This is a genomic window from Enterobacter cloacae complex sp. P38RS, from assembly GCF_014930775.1.
Classification (GTDB): Bacteria; Pseudomonadota; Gammaproteobacteria; order Enterobacterales; family Enterobacteriaceae; genus Enterobacter; species Enterobacter bugandensis.
On sequence record NZ_JADBRS010000008.1, the window covers coordinates 212,562 to 225,438 of the forward strand.

15 protein-coding genes are annotated in these 12,877 nt (G+C 55.0%); 7 read left to right on the top strand and 8 right to left on the bottom strand.

Annotated elements, in window-relative coordinates; all coding sequences use genetic code 11:
- Positions 1–13: 13 nt before the first annotated feature.
- From IM303_RS13115 to tilS, 3 genes are all read left to right on the top strand, one after another.
- Complete coding sequence (locus IM303_RS13115) at positions 14–2,146, top strand: lysine decarboxylase LdcC (protein WP_193360006.1); 2,133 nt, start codon at positions 14–16, stop codon at positions 2,144–2,146.
- Positions 2,147–2,211: 65 nt separating this feature from the next.
- Positions 2,212–2,601, top strand: coding sequence for a VOC family protein (locus IM303_RS13120; RefSeq protein ID WP_049000570.1), 390 nt, complete (start codon positions 2,212–2,214; stop codon positions 2,599–2,601).
- Between the two features lie 58 nt (positions 2,602–2,659).
- Positions 2,660–3,949 carry a tRNA lysidine(34) synthetase TilS gene (gene tilS / locus IM303_RS13125; RefSeq protein WP_049000572.1) on the top strand — a complete coding sequence of 430 codons (1,290 nt, stop codon included), beginning with the start codon at positions 2,660–2,662 and terminating at the stop codon, positions 3,947–3,949.
- 28 nt (positions 3,950–3,977) lie between these two features.
- Here tilS and rof read toward each other — a convergent pair whose 3' ends face one another.
- Together rof and IM303_RS13135 are read right to left on the bottom strand one after the other, a co-directional pair.
- Positions 3,978–4,238, bottom strand: coding sequence for a Rho-binding antiterminator (gene rof / locus IM303_RS13130; protein WP_028015593.1), 261 nt, complete (start codon positions 4,236–4,238; stop codon positions 3,978–3,980).
- Complete coding sequence (locus IM303_RS13135) at positions 4,225–4,425, bottom strand: YaeP family protein (protein ID WP_008501889.1); 201 nt, start codon at positions 4,423–4,425, stop codon at positions 4,225–4,227. Before IM303_RS13135 ends, rof begins: the two co-directional genes overlap by 14 nt.
- Before the next feature lie 196 nt (positions 4,426–4,621).
- Here IM303_RS13135 and IM303_RS13140 point away from each other — a divergent pair, with 196 nt between their 5' ends.
- Genes IM303_RS13140 through nlpE form a run of 3 tightly spaced genes read left to right on the top strand, consistent with a single transcriptional unit; the run spans position 4,622 to position 6,319 of the window.
- Positions 4,622–5,167: a YaeQ family protein gene (locus IM303_RS13140; protein ID WP_049000573.1), complete on the top strand. Its 546-nt coding sequence runs from the start codon at positions 4,622–4,624 to the stop codon at positions 5,165–5,167.
- A complete protein-coding gene (gene arfB, locus IM303_RS13145) occupies positions 5,164–5,586 on the top strand; it encodes an alternative ribosome rescue aminoacyl-tRNA hydrolase ArfB (RefSeq protein ID WP_028015595.1) in 423 nt (140 codons plus the stop codon). The genes IM303_RS13140 and arfB overlap by 4 nt, the downstream gene beginning before the upstream one ends.
- Before the next feature lie 34 nt (positions 5,587–5,620).
- Positions 5,621–6,319, top strand: a complete 699-nt coding sequence (gene nlpE / locus IM303_RS13150) for an envelope stress response activation lipoprotein NlpE (RefSeq protein WP_048960338.1) — start codon at positions 5,621–5,623, stop codon at positions 6,317–6,319.
- 47 nt (positions 6,320–6,366) lie between these two features.
- Here the strand turns inward: nlpE and proS are convergent, their stop codons facing one another.
- The 6 genes from proS to metN all read right to left on the bottom strand — a co-directional run bounded on the left by proS (position 6,367) and on the right by metN (position 11,946).
- Entirely contained in the window at positions 6,367–8,085 is a 1,719-nt protein-coding gene (gene proS, locus IM303_RS13155) for a proline--tRNA ligase (protein ID WP_028015597.1), read from the bottom strand.
- Positions 8,086–8,197: 112 nt separating this feature from the next.
- The gene (tsaA, locus tag IM303_RS13160) at positions 8,198–8,905 is read right to left on the bottom strand and encodes a tRNA (N6-threonylcarbamoyladenosine(37)-N6)-methyltransferase TrmO (protein WP_136343985.1); all 708 of its coding nucleotides are present in this window, start codon (positions 8,903–8,905) and stop codon (positions 8,198–8,200) included.
- On the bottom strand, positions 8,902–9,306 hold the full coding sequence (gene rcsF, locus IM303_RS13165) for an Rcs stress response system protein RcsF (RefSeq protein WP_008501883.1): 405 nt from the start codon (positions 9,304–9,306) through the stop codon (positions 8,902–8,904). The genes tsaA and rcsF overlap by 4 nt, the downstream gene beginning before the upstream one ends.
- A 106-nt stretch (positions 9,307–9,412) precedes the next feature.
- Positions 9,413–10,228, bottom strand: coding sequence for a methionine ABC transporter substrate-binding lipoprotein MetQ (metQ, locus tag IM303_RS13170; protein ID WP_014168729.1), 816 nt, complete (start codon positions 10,226–10,228; stop codon positions 9,413–9,415).
- Positions 10,229–10,268: 40 nt separating this feature from the next.
- On the bottom strand, positions 10,269–10,922 hold the full coding sequence (locus tag IM303_RS13175) for a methionine ABC transporter permease MetI (RefSeq protein WP_003856130.1): 654 nt from the start codon (positions 10,920–10,922) through the stop codon (positions 10,269–10,271).
- Entirely contained in the window at positions 10,915–11,946 is a 1,032-nt protein-coding gene (gene metN / locus IM303_RS13180) for a methionine ABC transporter ATP-binding protein MetN (RefSeq protein WP_028015600.1), read from the bottom strand. The genes IM303_RS13175 and metN overlap by 8 nt, the downstream gene beginning before the upstream one ends.
- A gap of 188 nt (positions 11,947–12,134) precedes the next feature.
- On the opposite strand from metN, the gene gmhB reads away from it, so the two are divergent.
- Positions 12,135–12,701: a D-glycero-beta-D-manno-heptose 1,7-bisphosphate 7-phosphatase gene (gene gmhB, locus IM303_RS13185; protein WP_028015601.1), complete on the top strand. Its 567-nt coding sequence runs from the start codon at positions 12,135–12,137 to the stop codon at positions 12,699–12,701.
- Positions 12,702–12,877: the final 176 nt, after the last annotated feature.

The window sequence follows — 12,877 nt, forward strand, 5'->3', positions numbered from 1 at the left end:
AAGGAGGTAAACCATGAACATCATTGCCATCATGGGGCCACACGGCGTCTTTTATAAAGACGAGCCCATCAAGGAGCTGGAGCAAGCCCTTAAAGCACGCGGTTATCAGCTGATCTGGCCGCAAAACAGCGCCGATCTGCTGAAATTCATCGAACATAATCCGCGCATCTGTGGCGTGATATTCGACTGGGACGAATACGACATGGAGCTGTGCAGCGAGATCAACAGGCTGAATGAATACCTTCCGCTCTACGCCTTTATCAACACTCACTCGACCATGGACGTCAGCGCGCACGATATGCGCATGGCGCTGTGGTTCTTCGAATACGCGCTCGGCGTGGCCGAGGACATTGCGACCCGCATTCAGCAGTACACCGGTGAATACCTGGATAACATCACGCCGCCGTTTACGCGCGCGCTTTTCACCTATGTGAAAGAGGGGAAATACACCTTCTGTACGCCGGGACACATGGCCGGAACGGCCTATCAAAAAAGCCCGGTGGGGTGCCTGTTCTATGATTTCTTCGGCGGCAACACCCTGAAAGCAGACGTGTCGATTTCAGTGACAGAACTGGGTTCTCTGCTGGATCACACCGGCCCGCATCTGGAAGCCGAAGAGTATATCGCCCGCACCTTTGGCGCCGAGCAGAGCTATATGGTGACCAATGGCACCTCGACCTCGAACAAAATCGTCGGGATGTACGCCGCGCCAACCGGAAGCACGTTGCTGATTGACCGTAACTGCCATAAATCGCTGGCGCACCTGCTGATGATGAGCGACGTCGTCCCGATCTGGCTGTCACCCACGCGTAACGCGCTCGGTATCCTCGGCGGCATTCCGCGCCGGGAGTTCACGCACCAGGCCATCGAAAGTAAGGTTGCGGCGATCCCCGATGCAAGCTGGCCTGTCCATGCGGTAATCACCAACTCCACCTATGACGGTCTGCTGTATAACACGAACTGGATCAAGCAGACGCTGGACGTACCGTCGATCCACTTCGATTCCGCGTGGGTGCCCTATACCAACTTCCACCCGATTTACTCGGGCAAAAGCGGGATGAGCGGCGAGCGCGTGCCGGGCAAGGTATTTTTCGAAACGCAGTCGACGCACAAAATGCTGGCCGCGTTTTCGCAGGCTTCGTTAATCCATATTAAAGGCGAGTACGACGAGGATACGTTTAACGAAGCCTTTATGATGCACACCACTACCTCACCGAGCTATCCGCTGGTGGCCTCTATCGAGACGGCGGCTGCGATGCTGCGCGGCAATCCGGGTAAGCGCCTGATTAACCGCTCGGTGGAACGGGCGCTGCATTTCCGTAAAGAGGTCCAGCGGCTGAAGGATGAGGCCGACGGCTGGTTCTTCGATATCTGGCAGCCGGAAGAGATCGATGAGGCGGAGTGCTGGCCCGTCGCGCCGGGTGAGAGCTGGCACGGCTTCCGGGATGCTGATGCGGACCATATGTTCCTCGATCCGGTTAAGGTGACGATCCTGACGCCGGGCATGGACGAACAGGGCGTGATGGGCGAGGAGGGGATCCCTGCAGCACTGGTAGCGAAGTTCCTTGACGAGCGCGGCGTGGTGGTGGAAAAAACCGGTCCTTACAATCTGCTGTTCCTGTTCAGCATCGGGATCGATAAAACACGGGCGATGGGTTTGCTCCGCGGGCTGATGGAGTTCAAGCGCGCCTACGATCTCAACCTGGGGGTGAAGAACATGCTGCCGGATCTCTACGCGGAAGATCCTGACTTTTACCGCAACATGCGCATTCAGGATCTGGCTCAGGGGATCCACCGGCTGATTCGCCAGCACGATCTGCCGCGCCTGATGCTACAGGCGTTTGACGTCCTGCCTGACATGAAGCTGACGCCGCACAAGGCCTGGCAGCGGCAGGTGAAAGGCGAAGTCGAAACCGTTGAGCTGGAAAATCTGGTCGGGCGGGTATCGGCCAACATGATCCTGCCGTATCCGCCGGGCGTGCCGCTGCTGATGCCGGGTGAGATGATCACCGAGGAGAGCCGGGCGGTGCTCGATTTCCTGCTGATGCTCTGTTCGGTGGGGCGTCACTACCCGGGCTTTGAAACGGATATTCACGGCGCGAAACGCGACGAAAACGGCGTTTACTGGGTGCGAGTCCTAAAATAAAGGTGACCGCTTGCCAGGTGTGGGTTTTCGGTTGTAACGTTCAGGCATCATAAAAAGGAGAAGCTATGCTGGGTTTAAAAGCGGTTCACCATATTGCGATTATCGCCACCGATTATGCGAAAAGTAAGGCCTTCTACTGCGACATTCTTGGGTTTACGCTCATGAGCGAGGCCTACCGCGAGGAGCGTGACTCCTGGAAGGGCGATCTCGCGCTAAACGGGCAGTATGTGATTGAGCTGTTCTCTTTTCCTTTCCCGCCTTCACGTCCGTCCCGCCCGGAAGCCTGCGGCCTGCGTCATCTGGCTTTCAGCGTTGATGACCTTGATAGCGCAGTAAAACACCTGGAAGCGCACGGCGTGACGTGCGAGGCGATTCGCGTCGATCCGTTTACCAACAAGCGGTTTACCTTTTTTAACGATCCGGACGGCCTGCCGCTGGAGCTTTACCAGCAGTAATGTTTGTCCTGTGTGATAATGCCCGCTCAGTTCGGGCATTTTTTATGTGTAATTTCCTATGACCTTACCTGCTATCGCACAAGCCGTTTCACCGTACCGCCAGCTGCTGGTGGGGTTTAGCGGTGGCCTGGATTCCACCGTGTTGCTACATCGCCTTAAGCTCTGGCGCGACCGGGACCCTGGCGTCCAGCTTCGGGCTATACATATCCACCACGGCCTAAGCCGTCATGCAGAGGATTGGGTAGCGCACTGTGAAGCCTTGTGTGAGGCGTGGGCTATCCCGCTCATCGTTGAGCGCGTCACGCTTGCTGATGAAGGATTGGGTATTGAGGCGCAGGCGCGTAAAGCCCGCTATACCGCTTTTGCCGGCGTATTGCTGCCCGGCGAAGCGCTGGTCACGGCGCAGCATCTGGACGATCAGTGCGAAACCTTTTTGCTGGCGCTTAAGCGGGGCAGCGGACCCGCGGGGCTTTCCGCCATGCCGGCGCGTTCAGAGTTTGCCGGAACGCAATTATTACGGCCGCTGCTTGGCGAGACACGCGCGTCGCTGGAAGCCTGGGCGCGGGAACATCAGCTGAGCTGGATCGAAGATGAGAGCAACCGGGACGATAGCTACGATCGTAACTTCCTGCGTCTGCGCGTCCTCCCGCTTTTAAGCGAGCGCTGGCCGCATTTCGCCGACGCGACGGCAAGAAGCGCCATGCTGTGTGCCGAACAGGAAAGCCTGCTGGATGAGTTACTCAGCGAGGAGCTGTCTGACCTGATTTCAGAAGACGGAGCGCTGGCAATTGCGCCTCTGGAGGCGATAAGCCCGGCGCGTCGGGCCGCGCTGTTACGTCGCTGGCTCGCCACTCATCATGCTGCGATGCCGTCGCGGGCAATGCTGAGCCGTATCTGGGACGAAGTCGCGCAGGCGCGGGAAGATGCTTCCCCCTGCGTACACCTGAGTGGATATGAGGTCAGACGCTATAAAGGCAAACTCTGGTGGGTAAAATACTCCCCCTCGCTGACCGATGTGGTGCTTCACTGGACCTCACCAGAGGCACCGCTGATATTGCCCCAGGACGCGGGGAGTGTCTCTCTGATGCCGACTGGTCATGTGCGTCTGCCAAAGCCCGGTGAACCCGTCAGCGTGCGCTTTAAGGCTGGCGGCTTGCTGCATATCGTCGGACGCAACGGGGGACGGAAGCTGAAAAAGATATGGCAAGAGTACACCGTGCCGCCGTGGCTGCGCGACACCACGCCGCTGCTGTTCTACGGTGAAACGCTGATTGCTGCTGCAGGGGTGTTCATCACGGAAGAGGGGTGGACAGAAGAGGGTGCCAGCTTCGAGTGGCGGAAAGCGTAACGGGCAGCCCGGCTGCCCGTTAGTGTCATCAGGATTCGCTCACCACGACGGTGCCGATTTGCGGGTGGCTGAAGCTGGCTATTTTGTCCAGACGCAGCTCGCGCGTCGCACCAGCATCTTCCACGACCAGGTATTCCACATTCTTGCGTGAAAGCAGATCGCTGGCCTTCGCCTTCAACACTTCGCCATCTTTTAGCTCCAGCGTCAGTATTAAATGATGCTGGCAGGCGAGTTCGAGGTTGTCATAGTCATCACAATTGATGGGTTGATAAGTATCATTCATCGACATAATCGCTCACCAGTAAATTCGCCGCAGCATACGCTGCTTTTTCCCTGACCGACTCTGAAAGGCTCTCATCAGAGGCCACTTCATTAAGCACCTTCAATACACAGCCCAACGCGTCCGGGACATACCCCAGATCTCCGCTGGCGATTTCCGCATACCGTTTGCGAATTAACTCACAATAATTATTCACATCCCCTCCCGCCAGCGCACTGACTTACTGTGAGATATCATTAAGCCTACGAAGATAAACTCGGTTTAGCAAGGTGACTATACCATACTCATCTAAGCAATATCAGCGCCTTGATAGCGGTGTATTTATTACTCCGTAACAGCCTTTTGCCTCCGTTTTCGCTACAATGTGCGGCTGATTCGAATGGAGTTCTCTCATGGCGCTGAAAGCGACAATTTATAAAGCAGTGGTCAACGTGGCCGATCTTGATCGCAACCAGTTTCTGGACGCGTCGCTTACGCTGGCACGCCACCCCTCCGAAACACAGGAGCGTATGATGCTGCGCCTGCTGGCGTGGATTAAGTATGCTGATGAACGTCTGCAGTTTACCCGTGGGTTAAGCGCGGAAGACGAGCCTGAAGCCTGGCTGCGCAACGACCATCTGGGGATCGATTTATGGATTGAACTCGGTCTGCCGGACGAGCGCAGAATTAAAAAGGCGTGTACTCAGTCTGCGGAAGTGGCGTTATTCGCCTATAACCAGCGCGCGGCGGAGATTTGGTGGCAGCAAAATAAGAATAAATGCGCGCAGTTTAAAAATCTCGCCGTCTGGTATCTGGATGATGAACAGCTGGCGCAGCTGAGCGAGTTCGCCAGCCGGACGATGGCGCTGCAGGCAACGATCCAGGACGGAGCCATCTGGCTTTCTGATTCTCAGAATAATCTGGAAATTCATCTGGCAGCCTGGCAGCCTGCGCCATGATCGTCTTGTCCCGAAGCGTCAGTATCCCTGATAGCGAGCTGGAGATCGCCGCCATCCGTGCTCAGGGCGCGGGCGGGCAGCACGTCAACAAGGCGTCGACGGCTATCCATTTGCGTTTTGACATTCGGGCATCAAGCCTGCCAGAGTATTATAAAGAAAGCCTGCTTGCCGCCAGCCATCATCTGATTACCAGCGATGGCGTGATTGTGATCAAAGCCCAGGAGTACCGCAGCCAGGAATTAAACCGGGAAGCGGCGCTAGCCAGGCTGGTGGCAGTCATCAAAGAGTTAACGGCAGTACAAAAAAGCCGCCGGGCAACGCGGCCAACCCGCGCATCGAAAGAGCGTCGGCTGTCCTCGAAAGCCCAAAAATCCACAGTGAAAGCATTACGCGGTAAAGTTCGTCGCCCGATGGAGTGACGAAAGGGAACACAATTTTCATAAGGAATTCATTGTGAAAAAAGCATTATTTTCAGCGCTGGCAGTGAGTACACTGTTTGCGCTTTTCGGGTGTAACAACCGTTCTGAAACGCAGGTTTTGCAGCCAGCGCAGAATGAAGAGTTAAAGCCAATGCAGCAGAGCTGGCGCGGCGTATTGCCTTGCGCGGACTGCGAAGGCATTGAAACGTCACTGTTCCTGCAAAAAGACGGTACCTGGGTGATGAACCAGCGCTACCAGGGGGCGAAAGAACCCTCTTCATTTGCCACCTACGGGACATGGGCGCGTACGGCGGAGAAGCTGGTCCTGACGGATACCTCCGGTGACAAAACCTGGTTCCGCCCTAAAGGTGAGAACATGGAAATGCTCGACCGGGAAGGCAATCCGATTGAATCCCAGCTCAACTACACGCTGACGCCGGTGAAAGCGGCGCTGCCAGCCACGCCAATGGCGATGCGGGGGATGTATTTCTATATGGCGGATGCGGCGATCTTTACCGACTGCGCTACCGGTAAGAAAGTCAGCGTGGCAAACAATGCGCAGCTTGAACGTGATTACGCCGTGGCGCGCGGCAATGACAGCAAGCCGGTATTGCTGACGGTTGATGGCCACTTTACGCTGGAGCCAAACCCGGATAGCGGGGAGATGGTGAAAACGCTGGTGGCAGATAAAGACGCGAAGTTTGTCGCGGGTAAAGACTGTAACAGTAAGTAAATTGACGTTGAGCCATTAAAAAACCCCGCCAGAGCGGGGTTTTTTGTTTAGCCTTTGATGGCTTTCACCAGGTAATCAAGAATATCGCCGGTCTTGATCATCTGTTTTTCGCCGCTGCGACGGTATTTGTATTCAATCTCATCGCTGTCGAGGTTACGGTCGCCGATGACGACGGTGTGCGGGATACCGATCAGTTCCATATCGGCAAACATCACGCCCGGACGCTCTTTACGGTCATCCATCAGCACTTCGATACCCTGAGCGCGCAGCTCGGCGTACAGCTTCTCGGCCAGCTCCTGCACGCGGTAAGACTTGTGCATGTTCATTGGCAGAATGGCCACCTGGAACGGCGCGATGTTGTCCGGCCAGACGATGCCGCGCTCGTCGTAGTTCTGCTCGATGGCCGCAGCCACCACGCGCGTTACCCCGATACCGTAGCAGCCCATGGTCAGGATCTGGTTACGGCCATCTTCACCCTGAACGGCGGCGTTCAGCGCACGAGAGTATTTATCACCCAGCTGGAAGATGTGGCCCACTTCGATACCGCGCTTGATCATCAGCGTACCCTGGCCGTCCGGGCTTGGGTCGCCTGCAACCACGTTACGGATGTCTGCCACTTCTGGCGTCGCCACGTCGCGATCCCAGTTAATGCCGAAGTAATGTTTACCGTCGATGTTAGCACCCGCGGAGAAGTCGCTCATTGCAGCAACCGTGCGGTCAATAACGACAGGAACCGGCATATTCACCGGACCGAGAGAGCCTGGGCCGGCATTCACGACGGCGCGGATTTCCGCTTCCGTGGCGAACGTCAGCGGGCTGGCGACCTGCGGCAGCTTTTCGGCTTTCACTTCGTTCAGTTCATGATCGCCACGCACCAGCAGGGCAACCAGCGGGTAAGCGCTGCCTTCGGTGGATTTCACCAGCAGCGTTTTCACGGTTTTTTCGACTGGCAGACTGAACTGCTCAACCAGCTCGGCGATGGTTTTCGCATTTGGCGTATCAACCAGCGTCATCTCTTGCGTTGCCGCGCCGCGAGGTTCTTTTGGTGCCAGCGCTTCTGCAAATTCGATGTTTGCCGCGTAGTCTGAAGAGTCAGAGAAGATCACATCGTCTTCACCGCTCTGCGCCAGAACCTGGAATTCATGGGACGCGCTACCGCCGATGGAGCCGGTATCAGCCTGCACAGCGCGGAAATCCAGACCCATGCGGGAGAAGATTTTGCTGTAAGCCTCGTACATTTTGTCGTAGGTCTCTTGCAGCGATTCCTGTGACGTATGGAAAGAGTAGGCATCTTTCATCAGGAATTCGCGAGAGCGCATCACGCCGAAACGTGGGCGCACTTCGTCACGGAACTTGGTCTGGATCTGGAAGAAGTTCAGCGGCAGCTGTTTGTAAGAGCTCAGCTCGTTACGAATCAGATCGGTAATGACTTCTTCATGCGTTGGACCGAGAACGAACGGACGCTCGCCGCGATCGACGAAGCGCAGCAGTTCTGGGCCATATTGCTCCCAACGACCGCTCTCCTGCCACAGGTCAGCGGGCTGAACCACGGGCATGGACACCTCGATAGCACCGGCGTTGTTCATCTCTTCACGCACGATGTTTTCGACTTTTTTCAGGACGCGCACGCCGGTCGGCAGCCAGGTGTATAACCCGGAGGCCAGCTTGCGGATCATCCCGGCGCGCAGCATCAGCTGATGGCTGATCACTTCGGCGTCGGCAGGTGTCTCCTTCAGAGTGGAGAGCAGATATTGGCTAGTACGCATGTTGTTACGGTTCCATTTCGACGATTGGAACAGGCTGAAACGCCAGCCTGACACAAAAAAAGTGGTTTAGTTTACCAGTGTGGCAAAGATGCCAAAAGAGAGGAGAACAAAATTACCTGGGTTCAAGGGCAAACACTTCGAAACCTGCCCCAGTGACGCGCCAGCGCACGTTAAAATCCAGCAGCCAGACGGCGTACGTCTTTCCTGCTTCCTCTTCTTTACGGTAGGCCGGACGGGGGTCCTGTGCCAGAACTTCAGTGATGAAATGCCGTAAGCGAGGATAGCGTTTCTCCAGCTGACTCAGCTGTAAGGCTATCTCAGGCGTAAACGAGACTGGCATATCCGCCTGCGGTGCGTCCTGAGCGTAGCTTGCGCGCGCATCCGGGAGGGATTCGGCGAAAGGCAAATAGGGTTTAATGTCGATAACCGGCGTGCCGTCAACCAGGTCCAGGCTGCCCAGCTCAAGGATGACCTGATCCTTCTGGCAACGTATGCCTTTCAGTTCAACCAGCGACATCCCGATCGGATTGGGGCGGAAGGTCGAACGAGTCGCAAACACGCCCATTCTCGCATTTCCGCCCAGGCGCGGGGGACGCACGGTGGGACGCCAGCCGCCTTCCATTGTCTGGTGAAAAACAAATACCACCCATAAGTGACTGAAAGACTCGAGCCCGCGTACCGCATCGGCCTGGTTATAAGGTGCCTGAAGATGAAGCTCGCCGCTGCCGCTGGTGACCAGACCGGGCTGGCGGGGCACGGCGAACTTCTCTTTATACGGAGAGTGGATAACGCCTATTTGCTCAAACTGAAATGCACTCATTTCGCCGTAATGTTCAGCGCAGAACCGATGCAAACCGCCTGACGGTAGCAGCCCGGCGTGCCGCTGGTGACTTCGCAGCTGTGCAGCAGCACCGCGTTAGCTTTCATTTTTGCGGCGTTAATCTGCATGCGTTTACGCGCAGTCGGGATATTCGGTGGAGAGTCCTGATTGGTTGCCTGACAGGATTCACCGCTCACTTCACCCAGTTCACGGAACGGTTTGCCGACCAGTTCGTCAGCCTTGGTGATAATGCGAACCGGCGCAGGGCGAACCACTTTCGGTTTTGCAGGCTCTGTTTTTGGCGGGGTTGCCGTGCTTTGAACGGGTTCAACAGGAGATCTGCTTAGCATAGAACAGCCGCTCAGCATGAGTGCTAAAAGACAGATCGGTAAAGCACGCATAATAATTCCTCAATGGATAATCAAAACGTCAGATATTGAATCAGGTGACTGCACAAATGACAAGACGGGCATAAGCCCGTCCTGATGATATTACACTGAGGTGAGATTACCAGCCTTTAACAGCGCCGCCGTTAAACACTTTGTTGGCTTCCTGGTAAACTTCGTCTGACTGATAGGCCTGGACGAACTTCTTCACGTTTTCCGCGTCTTTGTTATCTTCGCGAGTCACGATCAGGTTAACGTACGGAGAGTCTTTATCTTCAACGAAGATACCGTCTTTCGCTGGCGTCAGGCCAATCTGGCTGGCGTAAGTGGTGTTGATAACGGCCAGGGCAATCTGCGCATCGTCCAGAGAACGCGGCAGTTGCGGTGCTTCCAGTTCAACAATTTTCAGATTTTTCGGGTTCTCGGTGACATCCAGAACGGTTGGCAGCAGGCCAACGCCGTCTTTCAGTTTGATCAGGCCCACTTTCTGCAGCAGCAGCAGGGAGCGTCCGAGGTTGGTTGGATCGTTAGGCACGGCTACCTGAGAACCCGGCTGCAGTTCGTCCAGCGATTTAATTTTCTTGGAGTAGCCTGCAATCGGGTAGACGAAGGTGTTACCCACGCCAACCAGCTTATAGCCGCGATCTTTGATCTGCTGATCCAGGTATGGCTTATGCTGGAAGGCGTTGGCGTCGATATCGCCTTTGCTCAGCGCTTCGTTCGGCAGAACGTAATCGTTGAAGGTTACGAGCTCAACGTCCAGACCGTATTTTTCTTTCGCCACTTTCTGAGCAACTTCAGCAACCTGCTGTTCTGCACCTACGATAACGCCCACTTTAATATGGTTTGGATCTTTTTCGTCCTGACCGCAACCCACCAGTGCCAGAGAGCCAATCAGCGCGCCTACTGCTGCAAAGGTCTTTAATTTAAACGCCATGTTTTATCCTTAACTCGTCGAGTTTGTGTTGTGTGTAACGTTATTTGTGAGTAACAGCCCGGACGATGCGATCGCCAGAGAACTGGATTAAGTAAACCAGAACAACCAGCAATACCAGAACGGTATTCATCACGGTAGCGTTATATCCAATATAGCCGTACTGATAACCAATCTGTCCTAAACCGCCAGCGCCAACTGCACCGCCCATCGCGGAATACCCTACCAGAGTAATAAGCGTAATCGTTGCCGCGTTCACCAGGCCCGGCAGTGCTTCAGGCAGCAGAACCTTGCGGACGATCTGCATAGGTGTTGCCCCCATTGCACGAGAAGCTTCAATCAAACCGGTTGGGATCTCCAGCAGGGCGTTCTCCACCATACGGGCGATAAACGGCGCAGCGCCTACGGTCAGCGGAACGATAGCCGCCTGCAGACCAATCGATGTGCCGACGATCACGCGGGTAAACGGAATCATCCACACCAGCAGAATAATAAACGGGATGGAACGGAAGATATTCACCAGCGCGGAGAGCGTACGGTAGAGCTTTGCGTTCTCAATGATTTGACCCGGACGCGTCACGTACAGCAGTACGCCTACCGGCAGGCCAATCACAAAACCAAAGAAACCCGATACAAAGGTCATTGCCAGCGTTTCCCAAACGCCGCGAACCAGTAGCCACATCATCGGCTCAGACATAACCCAGTACCTCTACTTTTACATGATGTTCTTGCAGCCAGGCGATTGCGGCCTGGGTTTCTTCTTGAGTGCCGTGCATTTCCGTCAGCATGATGCCGAACTTCACGCCACCGGCGTAATCCATCTGCGCGCTAATAATGTTGTTGTTCACGTTAAAGCGACGCGCGGTTTCGGAAAGCAGAGGGGCATCAACGGACTGACCGGTGAATTCCATACGCAACATCGGGACGCTGTCCGCCGTTGCCTCGGTTTTCAAACGCTCCAGATAATCTTCTGGAATATCCAGATGCAGCGTGGACTGAATAAACTGCTGCGCCAGCGGCGTTTTCGGATGGGAAAACACTTCGCTTACCGTGTCCTGCTCGATCAGTTCACCGTTGCTAATGACCGCCACGCAGTCGCAGATGCGTTTCACCACGTCCATCTCGTGCGTAATAAGGAGGATCGTCAGGCCCAGGCGACGGTTAATGTCCTTCAGCAGTTCCAGAATAGAACGTGTGGTGGCCGGATCCAGTGCGCTGGTAGCTTCGTCGCACAGCAGTACTTTTGGGTTGCTGGCCAGCGCGCGGGCAATAGCAACACGCTGCTTCTGCCCACCGGACAGATTTGCCGGGTAGCTATCATGCTTATCACCCAGACCCACGAGGTCGAGCAGTTCGGTAACGCGACGCTTCACTTCTTCTTTCGGCGTGTTATCCAGCTCCAGCGGTAAGGCGACGTTGCCGAACACCGTGCGGGAAGCCAGCAGGTTAAAGTGCTGGAAGATCATGCCAATTTGACGGCGCGCTTTGGTGAGTTCTTTTTCTGAAAGGGCGGTAAGTTCCTGACCGCCAACTTCTACGCTGCCCTGGGTTGGGCGCTCAAGCAGGTTAACACAACGGATCAGCGTGCTTTTACCCGCACCCGATGCGCCAATGACGCCATAAATTTGACCAGCAGGAACATGCAGGCTGACGTTGTTCAGCGCCTGAATGGTTCGGTTCCCCTGCTGGAACACTTTGGTGATATTGGAAAGTTTAATCATTAGATTATTTTTATCGTATGTAAGTTAGCCGTGGCATTTTCTTCTGCCAGATACGGGTGATGACCGTAAACAAAACGGATGTTAAGGCATCCAGACGTCTAAATCAATCCAACTCTGTACGATGAGCACTTTATTGCGCTGCGATTCATGAGATACTAGCTCAACAGGCCTTTTTCAGGAGCAAACCGGTGGCAAAATCAGTACCCGCAATTTTTCTCGACCGTGATGGCACTATTAATGTGGATCACGGTTATGTGCATGAGATCGATGAATTCGAATTTATCGACGGCGTTATAGAGGCAATGCGCCAGCTAAAAGAGATGGGCTATGCGCTGGTGGTCGTAACGAACCAGTCCGGCATCGCGCGTGGTAAGTTCACCGAAGCGCAGTTTGAGACGCTGACGGAGTGGATGGACTGGTCGCTGGCCGATCGCGGGGTCGATCTTGATGGCATTTACTACTGCCCGCACCACCCGCAGGGAACGGTAGAAGAATATCGTCAGACCTGCGACTGTCGTAAACCGCATCCGGGCATGTTTAACTCAGCGCAGGAGTTCTTGCACATTGATATGGCTGCTTCTTATATGGTGGGCGATAAGCTGGAAGATATGCAGGCGGCCGCAGCGGCGGGAGTGGGTACCAAAATATTAGTGCGTACCGGTAAGCCCGTAACGCCAGAAGCAGAAAGTGCAGCGGATTGGGTGATTAATAGTCTGGCAGAGCTGCCAAAAGAGATAAAAAAGCATCAGAAATAGCCTTTTTGGCGAAAAGGTGAGCGGTCGAAATAAAAATGCATATTTCCGCTTGTCATTCCTCGGCAGCTCCCTATAATGCGCCTCCATCGACACGGCGGATATGAATCACTTCACAGTTAACCCGGTCGGTTGAAGAGAAAAAATCCTGAAATAACGGGTTGACTCTGAAAGAGGAA

Excerpts from the sequence above, each read along its gene's own strand:
- IM303_RS13115 (WP_193360006.1), top strand. The coding sequence starts at position 14 with ATGAACATCATTGCCATCATGGGGCCACACGGCGTCTTTTATAAAGAC.
- IM303_RS13120 (WP_049000570.1), top strand. The coding sequence starts at position 2,212 with ATGCTGGGTTTAAAAGCGGTTCACCATATTGCGATTATCGCCACCGAT.
- tilS (WP_049000572.1), top strand. The coding sequence starts at position 2,660 with ATGACCTTACCTGCTATCGCACAAGCCGTTTCACCGTACCGCCAGCTG.
- rof (WP_028015593.1), bottom strand. The coding sequence starts at position 4,238 with ATGTCGATGAATGATACTTATCAACCCATCAATTGTGATGACTATGAC.
- IM303_RS13140 (WP_049000573.1), top strand. The coding sequence starts at position 4,622 with ATGGCGCTGAAAGCGACAATTTATAAAGCAGTGGTCAACGTGGCCGAT.
- arfB (WP_028015595.1), top strand. The coding sequence starts at position 5,164 with ATGATCGTCTTGTCCCGAAGCGTCAGTATCCCTGATAGCGAGCTGGAG.
- proS (WP_028015597.1), bottom strand. The coding sequence starts at position 8,085 with ATGCGTACTAGCCAATATCTGCTCTCCACTCTGAAGGAGACACCTGCC.
- tsaA (WP_136343985.1), bottom strand. The coding sequence starts at position 8,905 with ATGAGTGCATTTCAGTTTGAGCAAATAGGCGTTATCCACTCTCCGTAT.
- rcsF (WP_008501883.1), bottom strand. The coding sequence starts at position 9,306 with ATGCGTGCTTTACCGATCTGTCTTTTAGCACTCATGCTGAGCGGCTGT.
- metQ (WP_014168729.1), bottom strand. The coding sequence starts at position 10,228 with ATGGCGTTTAAATTAAAGACCTTTGCAGCAGTAGGCGCGCTGATTGGC.
- IM303_RS13175 (WP_003856130.1), bottom strand. The coding sequence starts at position 10,922 with ATGTCTGAGCCGATGATGTGGCTACTGGTTCGCGGCGTTTGGGAAACG.
- metN (WP_028015600.1), bottom strand. The coding sequence starts at position 11,946 with ATGATTAAACTTTCCAATATCACCAAAGTGTTCCAGCAGGGGAACCGA.